The following is a 19,785-nucleotide window of genomic DNA, read 5'->3' as shown; positions in this document are numbered from 1 at the left end:
AAATAATTTTAGGAGGTCATAATAAATGATTTTTAACCCGATTGTCATTGATAACTGGAGTAGAAAACCCTATTTTGAACATTATTTAAACAATGTCAGATGCACCTACAGCATGACCGTAAATATTGATATCACCCTTCTACTGTCAGAGCTCAAGCTAAAGGGGATTAAGCTGTACCCAGCACTAATCCACATGATAACTACGGTGGTGAACCGTCATAGTGAATTCCGCACATGTTTTGATTCTGAAGGTGGATTAGGTTATTGGGATAGCTTGTCCCCTAGTTTTACAATTTTCCATGATGATGATAAGACTTTCTCAAGCATCTGGACTTCGTACGGTGAACAGTTTAATGATTTCTATAACCGTTATCTCGATGATATGAAAATGTACGGAAGCGTGAAACAATTTATCGCTAAAGCAAACGAACCGCCGAACACCTTCCCTATTTCCAGCATTCCGTGGGTCAGCTTCACAAGCTTTAACCTGAACGTGTATAACGAAGGAACCTACCTACTTCCCATCTTTACGATAGGGAAATATTTTCAGCAAGACAAAAAAATACTATTACCCATCTCGGGGCAATTCCACCATGCCGTGTGCGACGGTTACCATGCCAGCATGCTGTATAATGAATTACAATCACGTGCAGATACCTATAAGGAATGGTTACCTATTACCTAATATCTAATTAACCATGTTATTCTGCTGACAGCAAACGATAGTTCAAACATAAAGGGTTCCACCTATTAGGTTTTCCTAATGACGTGGAAACCTTTTTTCATGTAATCATCCTTTTTCCAAAATATGAGCTTTATCAGCTGACCATTGTCCATGCTGCCAGAGTATTTTTAGTACCATTACATTCCCTGGAGAAGGAGCCACTGCACTGTAGAATGTGAGACCAGGAACTAACTGTGCAAGTAAATTCCTGATAACACCCCCATGCGTCACTACCAATACTCTATTCGATGTAACCTCACTTTTTTTCTCCTTGATAGCACAGCATCCAAATGCAGCCACAGCAGCTTGACCTAGGTCCAACAGGAAACTACGCAACCGAGCATCGAATGCTGTCCACGATTCTCCTTCTGGCGGTGTAACCTTTGAAGGATCATCAATCCAACGTCTATATAGAGAGTTATCTTTCAGTTGCTCATAAGTGCAGCCTTCCCAAGCTCCGAAGTTCATTTCACGAAGCCGCTGATCATAAACAGCGTCCTGCTCTAGTGAAGGTGCTACGAAAGCCAAGGTCTCCCGACATCTTAGCAAATCGGAACAGAACACACGCCAAAAACCACCTGATAACTCAGTCTGCAGGCAGATCTGCTGCTGAGGTTGGGATAGCCGCTCACTTGCTTCAGGAAGCAATGGAAGATCCGTATGTCCCAGGTAACGATGCTCAACATTCCATTTCGTCTGCCCGTGTCGGATAAGCACTAGCTCAAGCTCTATAGAGGGAATTGCCATACCGACGCTCAGCCTCCAATCCATATCCATGCCACAACCGCGCAAAGACCTACAAATATTGAAGAGCAGAGCATCATCATCCGCGAGGTCTGGATGATATCATCCGGTTCCATCGTACGTACCGGATCACCCATATAAGCCCGAAAAGAAGCGACGCCATGATACATATTTTCGCCTCCGAGTCGGATGCCGAGTGCGCCAGCCACAGCTGATTCTGGATAACCGCTGTTAGGGCTTGGATGTAGATGTGCATCCCGCTTCACCATTTGCAGGCATCTGCGCCAATCCAGACGAAGCATCCCTGCACATAGAGCCAAAAGCAATGCCGTAATTCGTGCCGGGATAAAGTTAGCAACATCATCGAGCCGGGCAGATGCCCAGCCGAGATCACGGTATTTATCGTTCTTATAACCAACCATTGAATCGAGTGTATTGACCGCCCGATAAGCCATAGCAAGCGGTGCACCGCCAATCAGCGCGTAGAAAAGTGGAGAAATAATCGCATCGACGATGTTTTCTGCTACGGTCTCCACCGTTCCACGGACAATTTCCGGGGCGTCTAGCGAAGTCGTATCACGTCCCACGATCATCCCCAACGCCTTGCGGGCAGCAGGGATATCGCCCTTCTGCAATTCCACGTACACCGCCATTCCTGCATCCTTTAGTCCCTTGGAGGCAATCGTGGTTGAAATCAACCAAACCTCGGCTATCCAGACGAGCCACGGTGAGATATATGACAGCAGCCATAGCAGGATGGCTGTCAGTGCCCAAGCACCGCCCGCCACACATAGCGGAAGTAACACCCCTGCTCTGCGCAGGCTTTGCGGGCGGGACCATAAACGACGGATCGCCCGCTCCAGAGCCGTGATTGCTTTGCCCATACCAATTACGGGATGAGGCAGGTTACGCGGATCACCTACGATCCGGTCAATCACATAAGCTGCAAGCAACACCAAAGCGATTGTCACAAGCAATCACCTCTGAACAAGCTTCTACTTCTCCAGCTATCCATTCTCATTAGCTATCCTTCCTTGCCTGCACCGACAGCAGGCTGCCCGTCACAGCGCTATATACAAGCCGGCCGATAGCGCCTCCAAGATCGGTTGCTGTGCCGGCATATACATGCTCGGCGCTGTATCGCCCGCTTTGGCTCACAGCGAGTACAATAGCATCCGTAGTCGTGCCGGTTGCGATCAGGCCATTCTCGGGATCGGTAATCCCGAGATCTGCCAGCGCGGCAGCTTTGGCTTCGACAGCTGTCTGCACAGCATTGACCATGGCCGCCGGTGTCAGGCGGCCATCAATGCAGAGCATGATGTTAATCGTACCCGGCCGATACACAGCCAGCACATTGCGTTCCACACCTGCGCGCGCAGCATTTCCTGCGGCGGCTGTAACGCAAACAAAAATCCCCGCTGAACCCGTGTCCTCTTCAGCTACCGCTGCATGCTCTAGCGGCACAGCCGTCATCAGACCAGCACAGCCGGATAAAGGATAACCCCAATCGTGCAGCTTATTCTCCATATCCTGGACAGGATCACTACATTCGTAATTGCGATCTACATATAAATTGACGGCTCGCTGCAGCCGATTCATTCCTCCGCCGTAGAACGCGCTCGATAAACCATCGGCTTCTGCTGGCAGCTCCAGCAGAAGATGCTTATCCTTCCATTGCAGAGCAAGCCCTGGCCAGACGGCCGGACGATACTCCCTGATTCCCCCTGTAAGATTAAATGGAATCTTCACTTCCACCATAACCGATCCCGCTCCTTTCACCGCTCATTTCTTTCATTGAATACTTACAACCATCCGCGAAAGGATGCCCCGCCAATCGCACTGTCAGCTCGCTCCGCACATAGAGTCATTAAAGACTACATGCACCTGTCACTTAGTCGCTAGAATCTCCGCCATCTGCAGCAAAAGGCGGGCATTATCCTCATGTCCCTTAACGGCAACTCGAATATGCTCAGCACCTAACCCTGCATACATAGCGCAGCTGCGCACTAGTATACCTACGCGGCCAAGCCTAGTCTGAAACTCAGCCGCGCTCCACGGTGATGGCAAGCCACAGAGCAGAAAGTTGGCTTCTCCCGGTGGGACATCGCAGCCCAGCTGCATAAGACCCTGCCGCAGTTTTTCGCGTTCTGCTGCAATAAGCTCACGCGTACGCTGTTCATAGTCACGTCCACTTGTAAGGCAGGCTTCCCCTGCGAGCAGCGCCAAGCCGTTCACACTCCAGGTGACCTGCTTTCCGCTCATCGCCTTCGCCAGCTTCGGATGTGAAATCGCAAACCCGAGACGCAAGCCGGGAATCGCATAAAACTTCGTCATCGACCGCACCAGAACCGTATGCGGAAACCGCTCCAGCTCCGGCAGGAGTGTATTTCGCTCTGACTCCGGGATAAAGTCAATAAAAGCTTCATCCACAGCTAAATAAGTCCCGCAGCTTTCAGCCTTCTGCGCTAACAAGCGCAGTTCCTCCACAGCATACTGAACGCCATTGGGATTATTCGGCTGTCCGAGAAATAACAGTTCCACCTGTTCCAGCAGCCCGGCAATCTCCTCCACTCCAGCGCGGAAATGCTGTTCCTTTGTCCCCTGAACCGATAATACTTCAGCGCCAAATTGTATGGAAAGCTGCCGATACTCAGAGAAACAAGGCTCCACGATGCCAACCTTTTGCGGAGCTATCGCCAGCAGCAGCAAAGCCATAGATTCCGCTGCTCCGTTGCCCACGGTTAACCAGCTATTATCTACGCCAAGATTTTCCGCCAGTAGGCGTTTAAAGCATCGGTGTCCAGGGTCCGGATATGCCACCACCGTTGACAGTGCTGTTCTGAGCAGCTCCAAAACTTGCGGTGGGGGACCGAGCGGATTGATGTTGGCACTATAGTCGAGAAATGTGCCCCCAGCTTCTCCATAGAGCTCCGCTGCCGTCAGCAAATCACCGCCATGCCCATATTTTTCAAGCATAATTACACTCCCTCTATCTACTTTCTCTAGCACGATATGTATGTCATTGCCACCATTATTGCCTCTTTGCCGGAAGAACGTCAATGCTTTCGCAGAAGGAATCAGCTAAATCCCCCGCTTCCCTCAAACCGACATGAATCTCAACAATGTGATCTCTTTTGTTAAAAAACCGCTTTTGGTTTAAAATGAAGGTTGTAATCAATTTTGCTGCGACGGAGGAATTCACTATGCTTTTTATTGATAACACAGGGATTACTGACGCATCCATCAATTTGGCGATTGAGGAATATGCGCTGAAGCACTTGCCGATGGACGAGAGTTACCTGCTTTTTTATATCAACAGCCCATCCATCATCATAGGGAAACATCAGAATACTATCGAAGAAATTAACCAAGAGTATGTAAAAGATAATAATATTCAGGTCGTACGTCGTCTATCCGGCGGTGGAGCTGTTTATCACGATCTTGGAAATTTGAACTTCAGCTTTATTACCAAGGATGACGGCCAATCCTTTCATAACTTTTTGAAATTTACCCAACCGGTCATCGATTACCTGCAAAGCATGGGTGTTAACGCCGAGCTAAGCGGACGGAATGACCTGCAAGTTGGTGAGCAAAAGATTTCCGGTAACGCTCAGTTCTCCACACGCGGACGTATGTTCAGCCATGGTACCTTGATGTTCAATCTTAATTTAGATGATGTACAAGCCTCTCTAAAAGTGAATCCAGAGAAGTTTAAATCAAAGAGCACCAAATCCGTACGCAGTCGTGTAGCGAATATCAAAGAGCTGCTGGGTACAGATATGACGATCGAGGAGTTCCGCGCCGGCCTGCTGCGTTCGATCTTTGGTATGGATCCTTCTGAGGTTCCTCAGTACAAGCTGCAACAAGCCGACTGGGACAAAATTAATGAGATCTCCAAGGAGCACTACCAGAACTGGGACTGGAACTACGGTCTGTCACCAAAAAGCAACGTTAAGCACACGCGCAAATTCCCTGCCGGAATTATTGATATTCGGATGGATATTGAAGATTCCCTCATTAAAGACATCAAAATCTATGGTGACTTCTTCGGAGTCGGTGACGTAGTAGATGTTGAAAATGCACTTCGTGGCAAACGTTATGACGAGGCTGAGGTTAGAGAAGCATTAGCTGATCTCGATTTGAAGCATTATTTCGGTCGTATTGAGCCGGAGGATTTTATCGGATTGGTCTTCCTAGAGGAATAGGATGAATTCACTGGTCATGATTTGAATCAAAAAGAGGACTCCTGCGCATTCGCCAGAAGTCCTCTTTTGCATGAATTAATACTCTTCGCTTTATCCTTTTACAGCAGATCCAACTGTCATTGCTCTTTCTACCTGCTCACTAAAGAACAAATAGACAATAACCATTGGCAGACTCGCCATCGTCATAACCGCCCCCATGCCACCCCAGTCAGTGCTGTATTGGCCTTGGAAGAACAATAGACCCAGCGGCAGTGTTTTCATCCCCTCATCAGAGATCAGAATATAAGCCAGCAAAAATTCATTCCAGTTGTTCAGGAATTGAAAAATGGCTACTGTTGCGACAGCTGGCGTTACAACCGGCACAATAATCTGCAGAAACATCCGGTATACATTCGCGCCGTCCATACAAGCGGATTCCTCCAGCTCCCCAGGAATACCCTTCATAAAGCCGTAGAATACCAGACAAGAGAACGGCAATCCAATGGCGACATAAGGAACAATCAGTCCACCGTAGGTATTAGTCAGATGTAAGTCCCGCACGAGTATAGCAAGTGGAATCATAATTACCTGCAGCGGCATGAACATTCCGATCGTCATATACAATCTGACCCCTTCACGGAATCTCCACCGCAGCCGGGAAATTGCGAATGAGAACATCAGCGATAATATGATAATAAGTAGCGTTGAAATCGTAGAGACTACCAAGCTATTCGTAAAATATCGCGGTATATTGAACTGTGACCAAGCGGCCACATAGTTTTCAATCCGGAAATTAGTCGGAAATCCGAAAGGGTTGGTGACAAAAATCTCATCGTTATTTTTCAGAGAATAAGAAATCATCCATAATAGCGGATAGATGGAAATGATAAAATAAATCCATAAGGGAAGCTGTATGAGCAATGCTCTCACTTTTTTCATAACGTTCCTTTTCCTTTCCGGCGTACTGCCTTATGCTTCATTTCGGTCAAATGTCTTGTTGATAATAATGGTGGCCAGAAGCGACAGAAGGACAAGCACAACCGATACCGCACAGGCATAGCCGTAATTGCTTTCCAAGAAAGCATAACGATAAATCATAAAGGTAAGCGTATAATTGCTCGTTCCCGGTCCGCCGTTAGTCATAATCAACATTTGTACAAAAGCACCGATTCCTGAAGTAATGGCAATGATCAGACAGAATTTGAACGTCTCCTTCATCATTGGAATCGTCACCTTACGATGCGCCATCCACTTGGAGCAACCGTCAATCGTGGCAGCTTCCATGTACTGCTCAGGGACAGATTTAACCCCCGCATATAAAAGACTGAACTGGTAACCCATGAACTGCCAGGCATTAACAAAGGCAATCGCAATTATGGATGTGGTTGGAGAAGTGAGCCAGTTTTGTTGATAAGGAATATGCAAAATTTCAAAAAGTCTATTGATCAATCCGTTATTCGGATCGTAGATGGCAATCCATAGCTGACAAACAACCGTAACCGACAGAACTACGGGGATAAAATAAGCTGTTTTCAACAACTTACGCCCTTTGATTCGCGGATCGGCACAGGCAAGCGCAAGAATGGTTCCCAATCCGATCTGAAATACAGCGAGCACCAGTGCAAAAATAAGGCCGTTACGAAGGGATGTCAAAAGCAATGGATCATCAAACATCTCTACATAGTTGGACAATCCGTTAAAAGTAGCCGTACTGAGCCCGTCCCACTCGAAAAAGCTACGATAAAAGGATTGAAGCACCGGATAGATAATCACTACGCTATAAATCAACAGAGCGGGAAGCAGAAACAGCATTATGGCTTTCTTATTACCTAAGTATTTATGCATGCGGTAAGATTCCACTCCTTCCTTACCAAGCTGCTCACCCGATATAAGGGCTCGATCCGGGTGAGCTGCAGGGCATGGACCAATTTTTATTTATTTTATTTCTCTAATTATTTATTTTCTTTGTTCAGCACTCGGTTCATGTTATCCGTGAACTGCTTAGCCGAGAATCCTTCGATCAACATATTTTGTGTATTGTCGTCCAGTGCATTTTTAATTTGAACACTGCTTACCGCATTGGCGTAACCCTTCACGTTTGGCAGCACTTCTTCAGCGATTCTTTTCATCATGGCAGGCACTTCACCGGTCATTTCTTTATCCACTTTAGTCGCTACGATCGGGCTACCCAGCTGTGTATATTTGTATTCGCTATATTTTTGTGCGATAAAACTAGCTACTTTCACTGCGGTCTCAACATTCTTGCTGCTAGGAGAAACGGCAAAGCCACCAGGACCTCCTGCACCGTTAATGTACATTTTGTTGTTCTCATAAGTCGCTTCGTCCTTAGCTGGCCAGTACATCCAATCCACTTTATCCCCAAGCTTCTCAGCACTGCTGTAGATTTCCCACTGACCGTTGACGAACATGCCAGCTTTTCCTTGGTAGAACAAAGATGAAGCTTGATCATAATTGGTATTCGTAGCATTGACGTCGAACAAGCCTGCTTCTTCCAGCTTCTTCATTTGTTCTGCTGCTGTTACATAAGGCGAAGGCAATGTTGTCGTTCCCTTCGTTTCGAGTGGGCCGAACCCTTTCGTCTCCTCACGAGTCACAAGTCCGCTATAAAAAGAAGTAGTGATCCATTTCTCCTTCGCGAAAATTGAGAGCGGTGTATACCCTGCTGTAGAAAGCTTCTTAGCCGCTTCAGCCAGCTGATCGATCGTCTTGATCGGCATCTCGATGCCTACCTCTTTAAAGATATCCTTGTTGTAAAACAACATTTGGAATTCGATTCCCGTATATGGGAATGCGTATACATGACCGTCTGGGGCAATCAGACGGGACTCATTCCCTGTGTTTAGATTCGCTTTGAAATCTTTGGTGGCTTGGTATTCATCAAGCAGCTCGACATTTTTAGATTTGGCGAAGGTTTGCAGCGTAGGCCAGTCTGTTTCATAAATATCCGGCATGTTCCCAGTCGCGGCATATGTTTTCAGCTTCTGGTAGCCGTCTTGAACAGCCTCATCCAGTACAATCTCCACCCTCGGCATTTCCTTTTTTAATTCCTCTACGGCATAATCAAATGGCTTTGAAGTATCTTCGTCAAAATGCTGTGCATAAATTTTTATTTGAATTTTCTTATCGGTGTTCCCAGCGGTCGTATTGGAATCTTCAGAGGTTGAACCACCGTTTCCGGCATTGTTACCACCACAGGCTGTAAGTGAGAAAGCTAAGGATAAAACAGTTGCAACCCCCAGTGTTCTGAATAGCTTGTTGCTCATAATGAATCCCCTTTCTGATGCTCTATTTAGTGGAGCTAGTTGAATCCGCTATTTGTTAGCGTTTTCATCGTCCTGTTTCTATTATATTTGAGCCTTGAAGACCCAAAAAGAGCCATATCGGGCACAATCGGTAATAAACAGGACAAAATGAAAGCGGCCTCACCAGAGAGCCGCCACCAAATTTGTTTATTAAATTTCATTATTAACGCCAATATGGCGGGAACGGGCAGCCAGCTGCTCAAATTCAGACGGCGGCATGCCATAGTGTTTTTTAAAGCATTTACTGAAATAATTCGGATCATTATAGCCCACTTTACCGGCGATTTCAGACAGTCTCACATTTCCTCCAGCAAGCAGTTCCTTGGCCTGCTTCATACGAGTATAGGTAATGAAATCAAGTACAGAGATTCCACCTTCTTTTCGAAAAACCTTCCGTAAATAGCTGGTATCTACATATACGCCATTCGCCACCTGGTCAACCGTCAGCTCACAATCGGAATAATGCTCCCGGATGTACTCTTTGGCGGCAATGAATAAATTGTACGACTTAGAGGGGCGGTGCTCACGACCTTGATCAATGACTTTACTGTACAAGCCTTTTATCCAGCTTTCGGTCTCATCCCAGTTATCCATCTCCCGTAGCCGCTGCTCTGATGAACCTGCTGGTTTCCAGAGACTTTCCGGATTGATCCCTCTTTCTCCAGCATAGGCAAGGCAAAGGGATACTATACTCATTAAAAGAGTAAAGGAATAGCTGCCTCCCCCTTTCTGGCGTCGTAGAATCTCAATTAATTTGCTTATGTCCTTCGCCGCTGCATCGCCATCCCCCATCTTTAACGCCATCAGCATGGCATCCTGAATTCCAAGATGAGTGATTTCTTTGGATGGAAAGGAGAACTCCTCTATCCCTTCAGAGGAATTCTGCTCGTCCATTTGGAGTGGAAAGAGCTTACTAGAAGCCGTCCCTTCTGCAATTATTTCCGGCTTACCAGCTTTGCGTGCACCTATTTTATGTGACTGAAGGCGCTGCTTCACCTTGATCATCATCTCGTTAAACTCTTGCTGGTTAAACGGTTTCAATAAATAATCTTGTACACCTAAGCGAATCGCTTTTTGCGCATAATCAAATTCATTGTGCCCTGTTACAAAAACAATCAGCATATCAGGAGCATTGGCCTGTAACCGGGTAACCAGCTCCATACCGTCCATATAGGGCATGCTAATGTCCACTAAAGCCAAATCAGGTTTCGTCCGTTCCGCTTCTTCCAGCGCTTCTCTGCCATTTGACGCTTCACCACAGACACTGAAATCATATTTACTCCAATCCAGCTTGGTCCGCATATAATAACGAAACAGCGGCTCGTCATCTACAACCATCACTTTATACATCTATGCTGCCCCCCTGCGCTTCCGTTCCGGGAATCGTCATTTTCATAACAGTACCCTTTCCCAGTCTACTTTCCACCGATAGGCCATATGGTTCTCCAAAATACAGCTTAATCCGTTCATGAACGCTGTATATACCAATGGATGCCGGTTTTCCTTCTCGTGAGCGGTATTCTACAATCCGGGACACCTGTTCCTCGGACATGCCAACACCGTTATCCTCCACGGTAATGATAACTTCTCTTCCGTGTGTATAAGCCTCTATTGAGATAAGCCCCTGACTACCCTTTGTTTTTAATCCATGGTAGATTGCATTCTCTATGAGTGGCTGTAGGGACAATTTGGGTACCTTGACTCCTTCGAGAGATTTCGGGATATTAATCTCGTAACGTAATACGTCGGGGTTGCGAACCTGCATAATAGCCAAATAATCAGCTGCAATTGATACTTCCTCGGACAGTGGAATAACCTCGTTTCCTTTGCTAAGAACAACCCGATAGAAGTCTGCCAGTGCCTTGGTCGTATCCCGAGCCGCTTCATTAAGCTCCAAATCGTTGAGTACATAAATCGTATCCAGTGTGTTGTACAGAAAATGTGGTTTAATCTGGGCATGAATCAGAGCTAGTTCATATTCACGTTTCCGGACTTGTTCATTCGTAATCGTCCGCATCAGCTCCTGAATACGACCAACCATGGAATTGAATACGGTGGAGATCAGCCCCGTCTCATCCTCTGTAGTCACTGGTGAGGTGACATTCAGATCGCCTTCCCTTACTTTACGCATCGCCTTCGTCACCTGAAGAAGCGGATTTACGATAATCTGTGACAGCTTTCCTGCAAGCAGCAGAGACAGTAACAGGCATCCTATTCCCACGAATATAGTTAACGTTATATTGCGATGAATATCAGCGGTTAACTTTTGCAGCGAAATGGTATTCACAAGCTTCCAATTCAGCTTATCATAATACGTCACAGTGACCAGCTCTCGCCCGCTCCCCCTGCCGATAATTTCCGAGACAGAGCTTCCCGTCTTCCTAAGACTATCGTTCAGTCTGTCCTCAGGCTTCAGTAGGAGCTTTGATTTATCAGGTGTAGACACGGTCCTTTGCGTTCCGTCTACTACAAAATATTTCTTGTCCGAAGAGGTTTCTCTAGCGGTTTCCAGAAAAGCAGAGAGAGCATCTTCTTTTACGTTCACAAATAATGTACCTATTAGGTTGCCCGTTTTAAGATTGTACACGACTTTACTTAGTGTGAGCACCGGAACTGCCGGATCACTAACCAGATAATCTCTCTGTTCCATGGGAAGCCAACGGTTAACCCCGTAGCTGCCTTTTTCTTTAGCCTTCTCCAGCATATCGCTGGTGAATACCTTCTGTTCGTTAGGATTACCGTAGGCGTAAGAGGAATAAATCTGGCCTTCCGTATCCACAAACACAGCAGAATCAACATCCGGAAAAATAATCAGATCGATAGAAAGCTGGCTCTGCATTAAATTGCGAAACCGCGTCTGCTCCACTGTCGAGGATAACAACGGACGTTCAGCATACATCCGATGGATGTCGGTAGTTATAATGTTAGCACTACTCTCCGTATTTTTTACAATCGTATCTATTTGCTGCATGATGAGCTTGGATTCATCTTTAAAATTGTACTTAGCCTTTTCGATCATCGAACGGCTGAACATCTGTCCTGAGAGCAAGCCTAAAGCAAGCAATGGAAAAATGATCAACGGTATAAAAATAAGGATAATTTTATTACGAATCTGCAATCTTCCAAACCACTTCACTAAGGAATCCCCCCGCATAACAGCCGCCTCCTGTGTGTTCTAGCGGTAATTCATTATGTGCTTCATATCCGTAAATCTCAAGGAGAAAGTATAAATACATATACAACTAGGGCTAGTGTCAGCAGGATAAAAACATTCTCTACAGCTCCACCTTTTTTCGTGCCTGTACTCATTAGCTTTAGACGCAGCTTAAATGGAATGGGCGGCAGGGGCGTAATTCCCCTTTGGGTGAGAGAGTCGGCTAATAGATGAAGCGCATAAGACATGCCGCCTGCTATCCATAGACTGCCACCATCCTGTATACCCGATGAAGCAAAATACAATAAAGTGCTCCAGCCTGCAACAGCATATAAGGTATGAGTCAATCCACGATGCGGGACAAGTGATGTAACTACGAGTATACAAGCTACTATGTAGTTCCAAGGGTCATATGCCCCTCCGTATGCAAATACCGCAGTAGCGATTAGTACCATCACCAGATGCCGCAGCTTTCTTCCCGGCAGGAAAGTCACACTCCCCACAAGTAGGGCCAGTACAATATTCCAAGGACTTTCAACGATTCCTGCAAAATAAAGATAAATCGCTGCTCCTATCAAAGCAACCTGTAGTACCCTGAGCAGAAAGTCAGGAATCGCCTTGCGTACCAGTAACGAATTCGGTTCATCAATGTCTGGCAGGAGCGAGCTTAATGCGGCGACGGCAATAACCGGGATTGTAATCTCATGGGCCATCAAACTCATTACAGATAGGGTAACCCCGGTGCTGATAATTAAATGGGATCTGCCCATCATAGTGAAACCGCTCCTTTCTAAGATGCAAAAACAAGAACAAATGTGCGGTTATCGAAGTATATCAAGACCCGGTTTTTTTGTCTACATAAAACGCTGAAATCGCTTAGTATATAAGCCTTTACGCGATTTCTATCTTGTCCTCCCCATGAATATACGATACAATTTGGACAACTTGACCTTGTCGTCTACATAGAGACGGCAGCTGCTGAAGAAAGGATGACCTAAGTAGTGAAGCGTTCCCGTATAGCCGATTTTAGCCTGCTATTGGTGGCGATGATGTGGGGATGTACCTTTCTGATTGTACAAAATGCTGTCAAGGTGTTGCCACCGCTCGCGTTTAATAGTATCCGCTTTATGGGCGCTGCCCTGTTGCTGGCTCTAATCACAGTTATTTTTTACCGCAAGGATTGGAAACAGCTTAGTTTCCGCATGGTACGCGATTCTCTGCTGCTTGGCCTTTTTTTGTTTATGGGCTATGGCTTTCAGACGATGGGACTTCTATATACAACAACCTCTAATACCGGCTTTATTACCGGGCTATCGGTTGTCCTAGTTCCCTTTCTGTCTCTTGCCCTATTGAAGCATGCGATTTCACGATACACTTGGTTCAGTGCGGCACTCGCCGCAATCGGGCTTTATCTGTTGACCTTCACGGGCTCTGCATTATCCTTGAATAAAGGCGATGCCTTGATTCTTCTGTGTGCCATAGCTTTTGCGTTACAGGTAGCCTATACTGGCGTTTATGCACCTCATTATCCGGCGTTGCCGCTAGCTACTCTGCAGCTTGCTTTCGTTGGGCTGTTCAGTATTGCTGCCTCGCTTATTTTTGAAGGGGCAACACCGCTCGCCCACAGCGGGGAGCTGATTAAGGACCCAGATGTGCTTTGGGCTCTGCTGATCTCCATCGGGCCAACCAGCGCTTTTGCCTTCTGGATTCAAACCGCCTGTCAGAAATATACTACCCCATCACGGGTAGCCATTATTTATGCCACAGAACCGGTATTTGCCGTTCTGACGGGTTTAGCCTTTGGCGGGGAAACACTCGGGTTGTCCGCTCTGCTCGGTTGTGGTTGTATTCTGGGGGCTATGCTTATGGCAGAGCTGAGCCCGGAACCGGGTCAGAATCAACATAAGAAGAGTTATTTTTCCAAATTACATCTATTTAGAAAGAGATAAGGAGAGAGACAAATGTACAAATTGATCGCGATTGATATTGATGACACTCTGATTAATGATGACAAGGAAGTAACACCTGCTACCCAAACTGCGCTTGAAGAGGCTGTTGCCGCAGGTGTTGTTGTAACCCTTGCTACAGGCCGTGCTTACGCTTCCGCTCAAGCCATTGCCCGTCAAACTGGACTAAACGTACCTATCATTACTTACCAGGGTGCACTCGTTAAGAACTTGCTCGATGAAAAAGTACTGTATGAGCGTTACGTCCCGCAAGATGCAGTCCGCAAGCTGTTCACTTACTGCGTGGAGCATAATCTGCATCTGCAAACTTACATTGACGACAAGCTATATGCCCGTGAAGACAACCAAAAGATCAAAGACTATACGGACTTGAATAAAACGCAATATTTTATTGAGCCTGACTGGGAAAAGCTTGTCCCGCAAAAAACACCAAAAATGCTAATTATCGATGATCCTGATTTCTTGGATGAACTGGCTCCAATCCTGCATGAATTGCTTGGTGATTCCGTGCATATTACCAAATCCAAACCACACTTCCTGGAAATCATGCATCATGAAGGAACCAAGGGCATTGCACTTGAATTCCTAGCCAAACATTACGGCTGTGAGCTTTCCGAGACCATCGCTGTAGGTGATTCTTGGAACGACCATGAGATGCTGGAAGCTGCCGGACTTGGCGTCGCTATGGAGAATGCTATTCCTGCTCTGAAAGAAATTGCTGATTTCGTGACCTTAAGCAACAATGACGATGGCGTGAAATATGCGATTGATAAATTCATTCTTAATAAAGTGAACTAAACTTCCTTAAGCAAAAGGGTGCAGCAACGCCATATTTCATGACGTTGTTGCACCCTTTTTTATTCCAAAACTCAAACTCCTGTAGAAGCTAATTCCACTTTCTCGGGTCCCATTCCACTCTCTTCTTCCTGCTCTAGCTGAGAATAGTACAAATCATTATATCTTCCTTCAGCAGCAAGCAGTACATCATGCGTTCCACTCTCCACAATTTCACCATTCTCCATCACGAGAATGATATCAGCGTTCTGAATCGTAGATAAACGGTGCGCGATAACAAGTGTAGTTTTGTCTCCCATTAGTTTACGAATGGCCTGCTGCACCAGTTTTTCTGATTCATTGTCAAGTGCAGCAGTAGCTTCATCCAACAGTAGAATAGGAGCGTTTCTCAGAATTGCTCTTGCAATGGAAAGCCGCTGACGTTGTCCCCCGGACAGTCGTGAGCCTTCCTCACCAATATCAGTATCCAGTCCCTCAGGCAATTTCATTACAAAATCATAGGCATTCGCTTTTCGCAAAGCTTCCAGAATTTCTTGCTCATCCGCCTCTGGATTTCCATTCCGGATATTATCACGAATGCTTCCTGTATAAAGACCTGCCTCTTGCGGCACATAGGAAAAATAACTTCTAAGCTTAGCCAGACTCATCTCGTTGATCCGCTGCCCATTGATTATTACTTCGCCCTCATCGGGTTCATACAATCCCAGCAATAGTTTGAAAAGCGTAGATTTACCTCCACCACTCGGTCCCACAACCGCCATCTGTGTTCCTTTTTGAAGCTCTAAGCTGATCTTGTTTATACTTTGTCTCTCTGCTCCCGGATACGAGAATGAGATCGACGACATAACCATACTCTCAAATTCTGGTTGCTTAGTCTTCACTTCTGGAAGGGTCTCAACCTCCACCGGGCTATCCAACACCTCAAAGATCCGTCCCGCCGCCCCAAGTGATTGCTGCATCGAATTGATCAGTCCCGGCAATGACGAGAACGGCATCACTAAATAATTCATGAGCTGGATGAAAGCAATCATCGCACCGACCTCAAGTGATCCTTTTGCCACAAAATAACCAGCCACGACCAGCGCCAGAAGAAACGTAAAGTTTCCCAAAAAAGAGGAGAATGAGCCAGTAGCTCCCTCAATTCTTCCCCGCTTCAATTCTTCAGAAGTAATATTCTCACTATGCTCCTGATACTGCTTCATTAGTCTGCGTTCAATGCTAAAGGATTTAAACACCATACTACTGCCTAGAATGTCATGTAAAAAGGAAGTAATCTTGCTCATATTAGTCTGAATCTTCACACTGTTCTCACGCATCGCTGAACCAAAGATTTTTCCCGTAAGGAACATCAAAGGCCCCATTGCAAAACAGATCAATGCCAGTAGCCAGTTAATATAGAGCAAATAACCAAATGCCGCGAGGGCTAGTAAAGGGTTACGGATTAGATCAATCATTACCTCGCCTGTAGCATTACCAACAGATTGATTATCATTAGTAAAGCGGGACAATAAATCCCCGGAATGATTACGGTCAAAATAAGACTGAGGAAGAGCTAAGGCATGCCGCATCATATCCAACCGCAGCTCATTTCTGATCTTAGCTGCGATTTTATTTTTGAGATATCGATCGATGAAACCATTAATTGCACTCACTAATAAGTAGATTAATCCGAAAATAACCAGCCCTTTAAAAGCTTTCACATCGAGTCTAACCGCAGCATCCGTAATTACTGAGAGCAGCCAAGCAATCGTTAAATCCAGAACAATCCCAAATAAAGTCGTAAATAATAAAATCGTATATAAGAGCTTGTGCCTTAACATATATGTACTTAATCTTGAAAATACGCCTTTCTGCTTCAAAGAACCAGCCCTCTCACTTAAAATTCTATACCTCTAACCTTAGCGAACACCTTACTGTCATGCCGTTCCCCGTCATACCCAAGACTCGCACTGCGCAGGATCCCTTCCAGTGTAAAACCCGCACGTTCGGCTACCGCGGCACTTTTGGTATTTCGTGCACTACAAAAGATTTCGAGACGATTCGCCCCTAGTTCCCGTATGGCAAAATTGGTGATTTCATTTACGGCTTCTGTCATATATCCTTTGCCTGCACAGGCGCTCCGGATCCAATAACCAATCTCAAAATTGCGGAGTTCCCAGTTTAGATGATGCAGGCTAATGCAGCCGATAAAACCCTCCGTATCCCTTCTAAAAATACGCATATGTAGCTTATCCCTTTTTAGAAACTCCAGTCTGCCTTCTCTAGTAACTTTCTCTGATTCTTCTAATGTGGGTATTACTTGAGCAAAAGCCATCCAAGGTCTCAATTCATCTATACTTTCACGGATAGCCTCATTCATGCTAACTCCATCTCCCCATAAAGGGGCACGAATGAGCAGCCTCTCTGTTTCAAAACTCTCGGGAAAATCAAGCAGGATTGGATCCTTGGAGTCAGCCACTTCATACTCCTCCTCTGGCGATGATAATTATTCTAAATATGTAAAAATAATACGATATGCTTTTTGATTATATAGTATATATCGGGATCTGAATACTGAATGCAATAGAAATCACAAAAGGAACATCAACAGGCTGAAGTTGCCCGAATGATGTCCCTTTTTGATTTAGTGAATATCTCAACTAAAGCGGACCACTCCATTTATTGGCTTGAAGAGTTCATTAAACATATTCAACAAGGCGGAATATAACAGGTTAAATAGGATCAAGAAAACTCCCTTCCAGCAAAAGGGAGTTTTCTTTTTATCTAAATTTCAGCTGATCTCCGAAGATCCTAAGGGTATTCTCATCCCCGTCTCGGCCAGCGTAACATTTTCCGGTAAAATATATGATTTTCTCATATCCACATCATGCGACATATGGGTATAGATTGCCTTTTGAGGCTTCACAGTTTGCAGCAGCTCCGCTGCTTCCGTCATATCGTATACAGAACGAGTCGATAACTCCGCTGCTTCGTAATAGAAGCTTGTACCTAATACCAGCAAGTCAGCTCCATGCATCAGGCGTATCTCTTCAGCTCCAAGAGAAATGGAATCTGGACAATACACCCATACATAGCCCTCCTTCTCCAGACGAAAAGCATACGAGTATCCATTCTTGCCATGGTTCACTTTCCAGGTATCTATTGTCCAGCCGTCTAGCTCTATGCCTTCATCACAAGGAATCATCTCGATCTGATTGCGCAGCCATGGATATTGCCGCTCTATTATCGGGATCACTTCTGCTGGGGCAAAGAGCTGGCCCTTATATCCCATCCAGCGGCAAGAATCCGCCCATTCCGGCAGCCCACCAATATGATCAAAATGAGCGTGTGTCACCAGCAGTCTGCGCATATTCCGTACTCCCTGCGCCTCCATCTGACGCCGCCAGTCAGGCCCACAATCGATCACTAAAAAGTCACTGCCATTATCTATAAGTACAGAAGAGCGCAGGCGAATATTTTCACCCTGTTCCCTTGCCTCTGTACAGGTCTCACAGCTGCAATATACCCGAGGAACCCCCATGGCATCTCCTGTACCCAAAAATACCAACGTATCCATCTATTATCTCTCCTTCAGGTTCTCTTCAACGAAGTAATATATCTAAATTACCCTCTCTCTATCTTAAAGAGACCCACCAAAAAAAGCCATCCCCACCACAGATGAACTGCTGGGATGACTCTTTTGTTATACCTCTACCTTATATTCCGGCAAGTACCTGATACCAAATTCCACGCTTGGAATAAAGTGAGCTTCGCACCTCATCCCAGCCTCCTAAATAGTTAATATCAAAGAGGCCCGCCGGATCAGGGTAATCGCTTTTGTGCTCAGCATAGACTTGTTTATCCACGGGACGAAAGCCATATTTTGCAAAGATCTCTTGTGCCTGTGGGGTTATCAAAAAATCAACCAGTGCTTCTGATGCTATGCGTGTCCCATGCTCATCCGCATATTTCTCTACAACAGCCGCCGGATTCTCAATCAGAATTGTATTTTTAGGAATAATGACTTCGTATTTGACTCCCTGAGCAATCCGAGCCAGCAGTTCATTCTCATAGGTGACAATTACATCCCCCACTCCATACTCGAAGGCTGCCATAGAAGCGCGGCCACTCTTATCCAGAGACTCTACATTGGCATGGATGCTTTCCAAAAAAGCTTTGGCTGCTGCTGGATCCTTTGCCCCCTTCTGCTCCTCTGACAGCTTCAGACCAGCCCCATAGATCGCGTTGATATCCCATTGCGCACCACCAGAGGTCTTCGGGTTTGGATATAACACTTTAATCCCTTGCTTGGCTAAGTCCGCAAAATCGCGAATGCCTTTGGGATTTCCTTCGCGGGTACCAAGAGCTACTACTGAACGTGTTACCATGCCTTGTTCACCCTGCTCTTTCCATGTTGGCGCTACGAGTCCAGCCTTAACTAGCTTCTCGACATCACCTTCCATGGCTAGCAGCGTCACATCCGCTTCAAATCCACCTACAATCGCTCTCGCCTGTGTCCCTGAAGCCTCATAAGACTCCTGAAAATTAATATCCTGACCCGTATCTGCCTTCCACTTGGCAGCAAATAACGGCAAAATATCCTGCATCGCATCCTTAGCCACACTGTATGCGCCAATTACCAGCGTAACATCCCCTTGCTTCGAAGGCTCTGCCATCGTCGTAGCTGCCTTCTCATTCCCGCAACCGACTACTGTCAGCGTGAGTATGGCCAGCATTAGGGCAGCAAAACATCCGTGCAGTTGTCTGCTCCTTTTGATATTCATTGCGGCCCACATCCTTCGAGGTAATGATTTTTAATATTTCCTTGAAAGTAGCTCTATGGCTGAAACTTAAAATTCAAGTATCCAACGTTCGGTATTTGCCGTAATTACGCGGAATGTTTGGACTTTCGGCC

The 19,785-nt window shown here is 45.9% G+C and carries 18 protein-coding genes; 4 read left to right on the top strand and 14 right to left on the bottom strand.

From position 1 onward, the window contains the following. Nucleotides 1-25 precede the first annotated feature (25 nt). Nucleotides 26-685, top strand: coding sequence for a type A chloramphenicol O-acetyltransferase (gene catA, locus NSQ55_RS06185; protein WP_076128143.1), 660 nt, complete (start codon nt 26-28; stop codon nt 683-685). Nucleotides 686-790: 105 nt separating this feature from the next. Here catA and NSQ55_RS06180 read toward each other — a convergent pair whose 3' ends face one another. From NSQ55_RS06180 to NSQ55_RS06165, 4 genes are all read right to left on the bottom strand, one after another. After that, nucleotides 791-1,471: a histidine phosphatase family protein gene (locus NSQ55_RS06180; protein ID WP_076128145.1), complete on the bottom strand. Its 681-nt coding sequence runs from the start codon at nt 1,469-1,471 to the stop codon at nt 791-793. Between the two features lie 8 nt (nt 1,472-1,479). Next, entirely contained in the window at nt 1,480-2,439 is a 960-nt protein-coding gene (gene cbiB / locus NSQ55_RS06175) for an adenosylcobinamide-phosphate synthase CbiB (protein ID WP_339172003.1), read from the bottom strand. A gap of 49 nt (nt 2,440-2,488) precedes the next feature. Then, nucleotides 2,489-3,226 (bottom strand): adenosylcobinamide amidohydrolase, encoded by a 738-nt coding sequence (locus NSQ55_RS06170; RefSeq protein WP_248547970.1) that lies wholly within the window; start codon nt 3,224-3,226, stop codon nt 2,489-2,491. A 129-nt stretch (nt 3,227-3,355) separates the two neighbouring features. Continuing rightward, nucleotides 3,356-4,444, bottom strand: a complete 1,089-nt coding sequence (locus tag NSQ55_RS06165; protein ID WP_339171996.1) for a threonine-phosphate decarboxylase — start codon at nt 4,442-4,444, stop codon at nt 3,356-3,358. A gap of 227 nt (nt 4,445-4,671) precedes the next feature. On the opposite strand from NSQ55_RS06165, the gene NSQ55_RS06160 reads away from it, so the two are divergent. Then, complete coding sequence (locus NSQ55_RS06160) at nt 4,672-5,673, top strand: lipoate--protein ligase (RefSeq protein ID WP_076128152.1); 1,002 nt, start codon at nt 4,672-4,674, stop codon at nt 5,671-5,673. Between the two features lie 90 nt (nt 5,674-5,763). Here the strand turns inward: NSQ55_RS06160 and NSQ55_RS06155 are convergent, their stop codons facing one another. The 6 genes from NSQ55_RS06155 to NSQ55_RS06130 all read right to left on the bottom strand — a co-directional run bounded on the left by NSQ55_RS06155 (nt 5,764) and on the right by NSQ55_RS06130 (nt 12,902). Then, nucleotides 5,764-6,591: a carbohydrate ABC transporter permease gene (locus tag NSQ55_RS06155; RefSeq protein ID WP_036681776.1), complete on the bottom strand. Its 828-nt coding sequence runs from the start codon at nt 6,589-6,591 to the stop codon at nt 5,764-5,766. Between the two features lie 30 nt (nt 6,592-6,621). Further along, nucleotides 6,622-7,497 carry a sugar ABC transporter permease gene (locus tag NSQ55_RS06150; RefSeq protein ID WP_038569153.1) on the bottom strand — a complete coding sequence of 292 codons (876 nt, stop codon included), beginning with the start codon at nt 7,495-7,497 and terminating at the stop codon, nt 6,622-6,624. A gap of 107 nt (nt 7,498-7,604) precedes the next feature. Then, nucleotides 7,605-8,936: an extracellular solute-binding protein gene (locus NSQ55_RS06145; RefSeq protein ID WP_339171991.1), complete on the bottom strand. Its 1,332-nt coding sequence runs from the start codon at nt 8,934-8,936 to the stop codon at nt 7,605-7,607. 189 nt (nt 8,937-9,125) lie between these two features. Next, the gene (locus tag NSQ55_RS06140) at nt 9,126-10,325 is read right to left on the bottom strand and encodes a response regulator (protein ID WP_076128155.1); all 1,200 of its coding nucleotides are present in this window, start codon (nt 10,323-10,325) and stop codon (nt 9,126-9,128) included. Beyond that, a complete protein-coding gene (locus NSQ55_RS06135) occupies nt 10,318-12,129 on the bottom strand; it encodes a sensor histidine kinase (protein ID WP_339171989.1) in 1,812 nt (603 codons plus the stop codon). Before NSQ55_RS06135 ends, NSQ55_RS06140 begins: the two co-directional genes overlap by 8 nt. A gap of 59 nt (nt 12,130-12,188) precedes the next feature. Then, nucleotides 12,189-12,902, bottom strand: a complete 714-nt coding sequence (locus NSQ55_RS06130) for a metal-dependent hydrolase (RefSeq protein WP_076128159.1) — start codon at nt 12,900-12,902, stop codon at nt 12,189-12,191. Between the two features lie 228 nt (nt 12,903-13,130). Here NSQ55_RS06130 and NSQ55_RS06125 point away from each other — a divergent pair, with 228 nt between their 5' ends. Both NSQ55_RS06125 and NSQ55_RS06120 read left to right on the top strand, forming a co-directional pair. Continuing rightward, the gene (locus NSQ55_RS06125) at nt 13,131-14,078 is read left to right on the top strand and encodes a DMT family transporter (RefSeq protein WP_052096830.1); all 948 of its coding nucleotides are present in this window, start codon (nt 13,131-13,133) and stop codon (nt 14,076-14,078) included. Between the two features lie 12 nt (nt 14,079-14,090). Continuing rightward, nucleotides 14,091-14,894 carry a Cof-type HAD-IIB family hydrolase gene (locus tag NSQ55_RS06120; RefSeq protein WP_038569149.1) on the top strand — a complete coding sequence of 268 codons (804 nt, stop codon included), beginning with the start codon at nt 14,091-14,093 and terminating at the stop codon, nt 14,892-14,894. 71 nt (nt 14,895-14,965) lie between these two features. Here the strand turns inward: NSQ55_RS06120 and NSQ55_RS06115 are convergent, their stop codons facing one another. From NSQ55_RS06115 to NSQ55_RS06100, 4 genes are all read right to left on the bottom strand, one after another. After that, nucleotides 14,966-16,750, bottom strand: coding sequence for an ABC transporter ATP-binding protein (locus tag NSQ55_RS06115; protein WP_339171984.1), 1,785 nt, complete (start codon nt 16,748-16,750; stop codon nt 14,966-14,968). Nucleotides 16,751-16,767: 17 nt separating this feature from the next. Further along, nucleotides 16,768-17,349 carry a GNAT family N-acetyltransferase gene (locus NSQ55_RS06110; protein ID WP_339171981.1) on the bottom strand — a complete coding sequence of 194 codons (582 nt, stop codon included), beginning with the start codon at nt 17,347-17,349 and terminating at the stop codon, nt 16,768-16,770. 312 nt (nt 17,350-17,661) lie between these two features. Further along, entirely contained in the window at nt 17,662-18,447 is a 786-nt protein-coding gene (locus tag NSQ55_RS06105; protein ID WP_339171979.1) for an MBL fold metallo-hydrolase, read from the bottom strand. 139 nt (nt 18,448-18,586) lie between these two features. Then, nucleotides 18,587-19,654 (bottom strand): sulfate ABC transporter substrate-binding protein, encoded by a 1,068-nt coding sequence (locus NSQ55_RS06100; RefSeq protein ID WP_339171977.1) that lies wholly within the window; start codon nt 19,652-19,654, stop codon nt 18,587-18,589. Between the last annotated feature and the right edge of the window lie 131 nt (nt 19,655-19,785).

The organism is Paenibacillus sp. FSL H7-0943 (assembly GCF_037963265.1).
GTDB lineage: Bacteria > Bacillota > Bacilli > Paenibacillales > Paenibacillaceae > Paenibacillus_AQ > Paenibacillus_AQ odorifer.
This window is presented reverse-complemented; position numbering and strand designations above follow the sequence as displayed.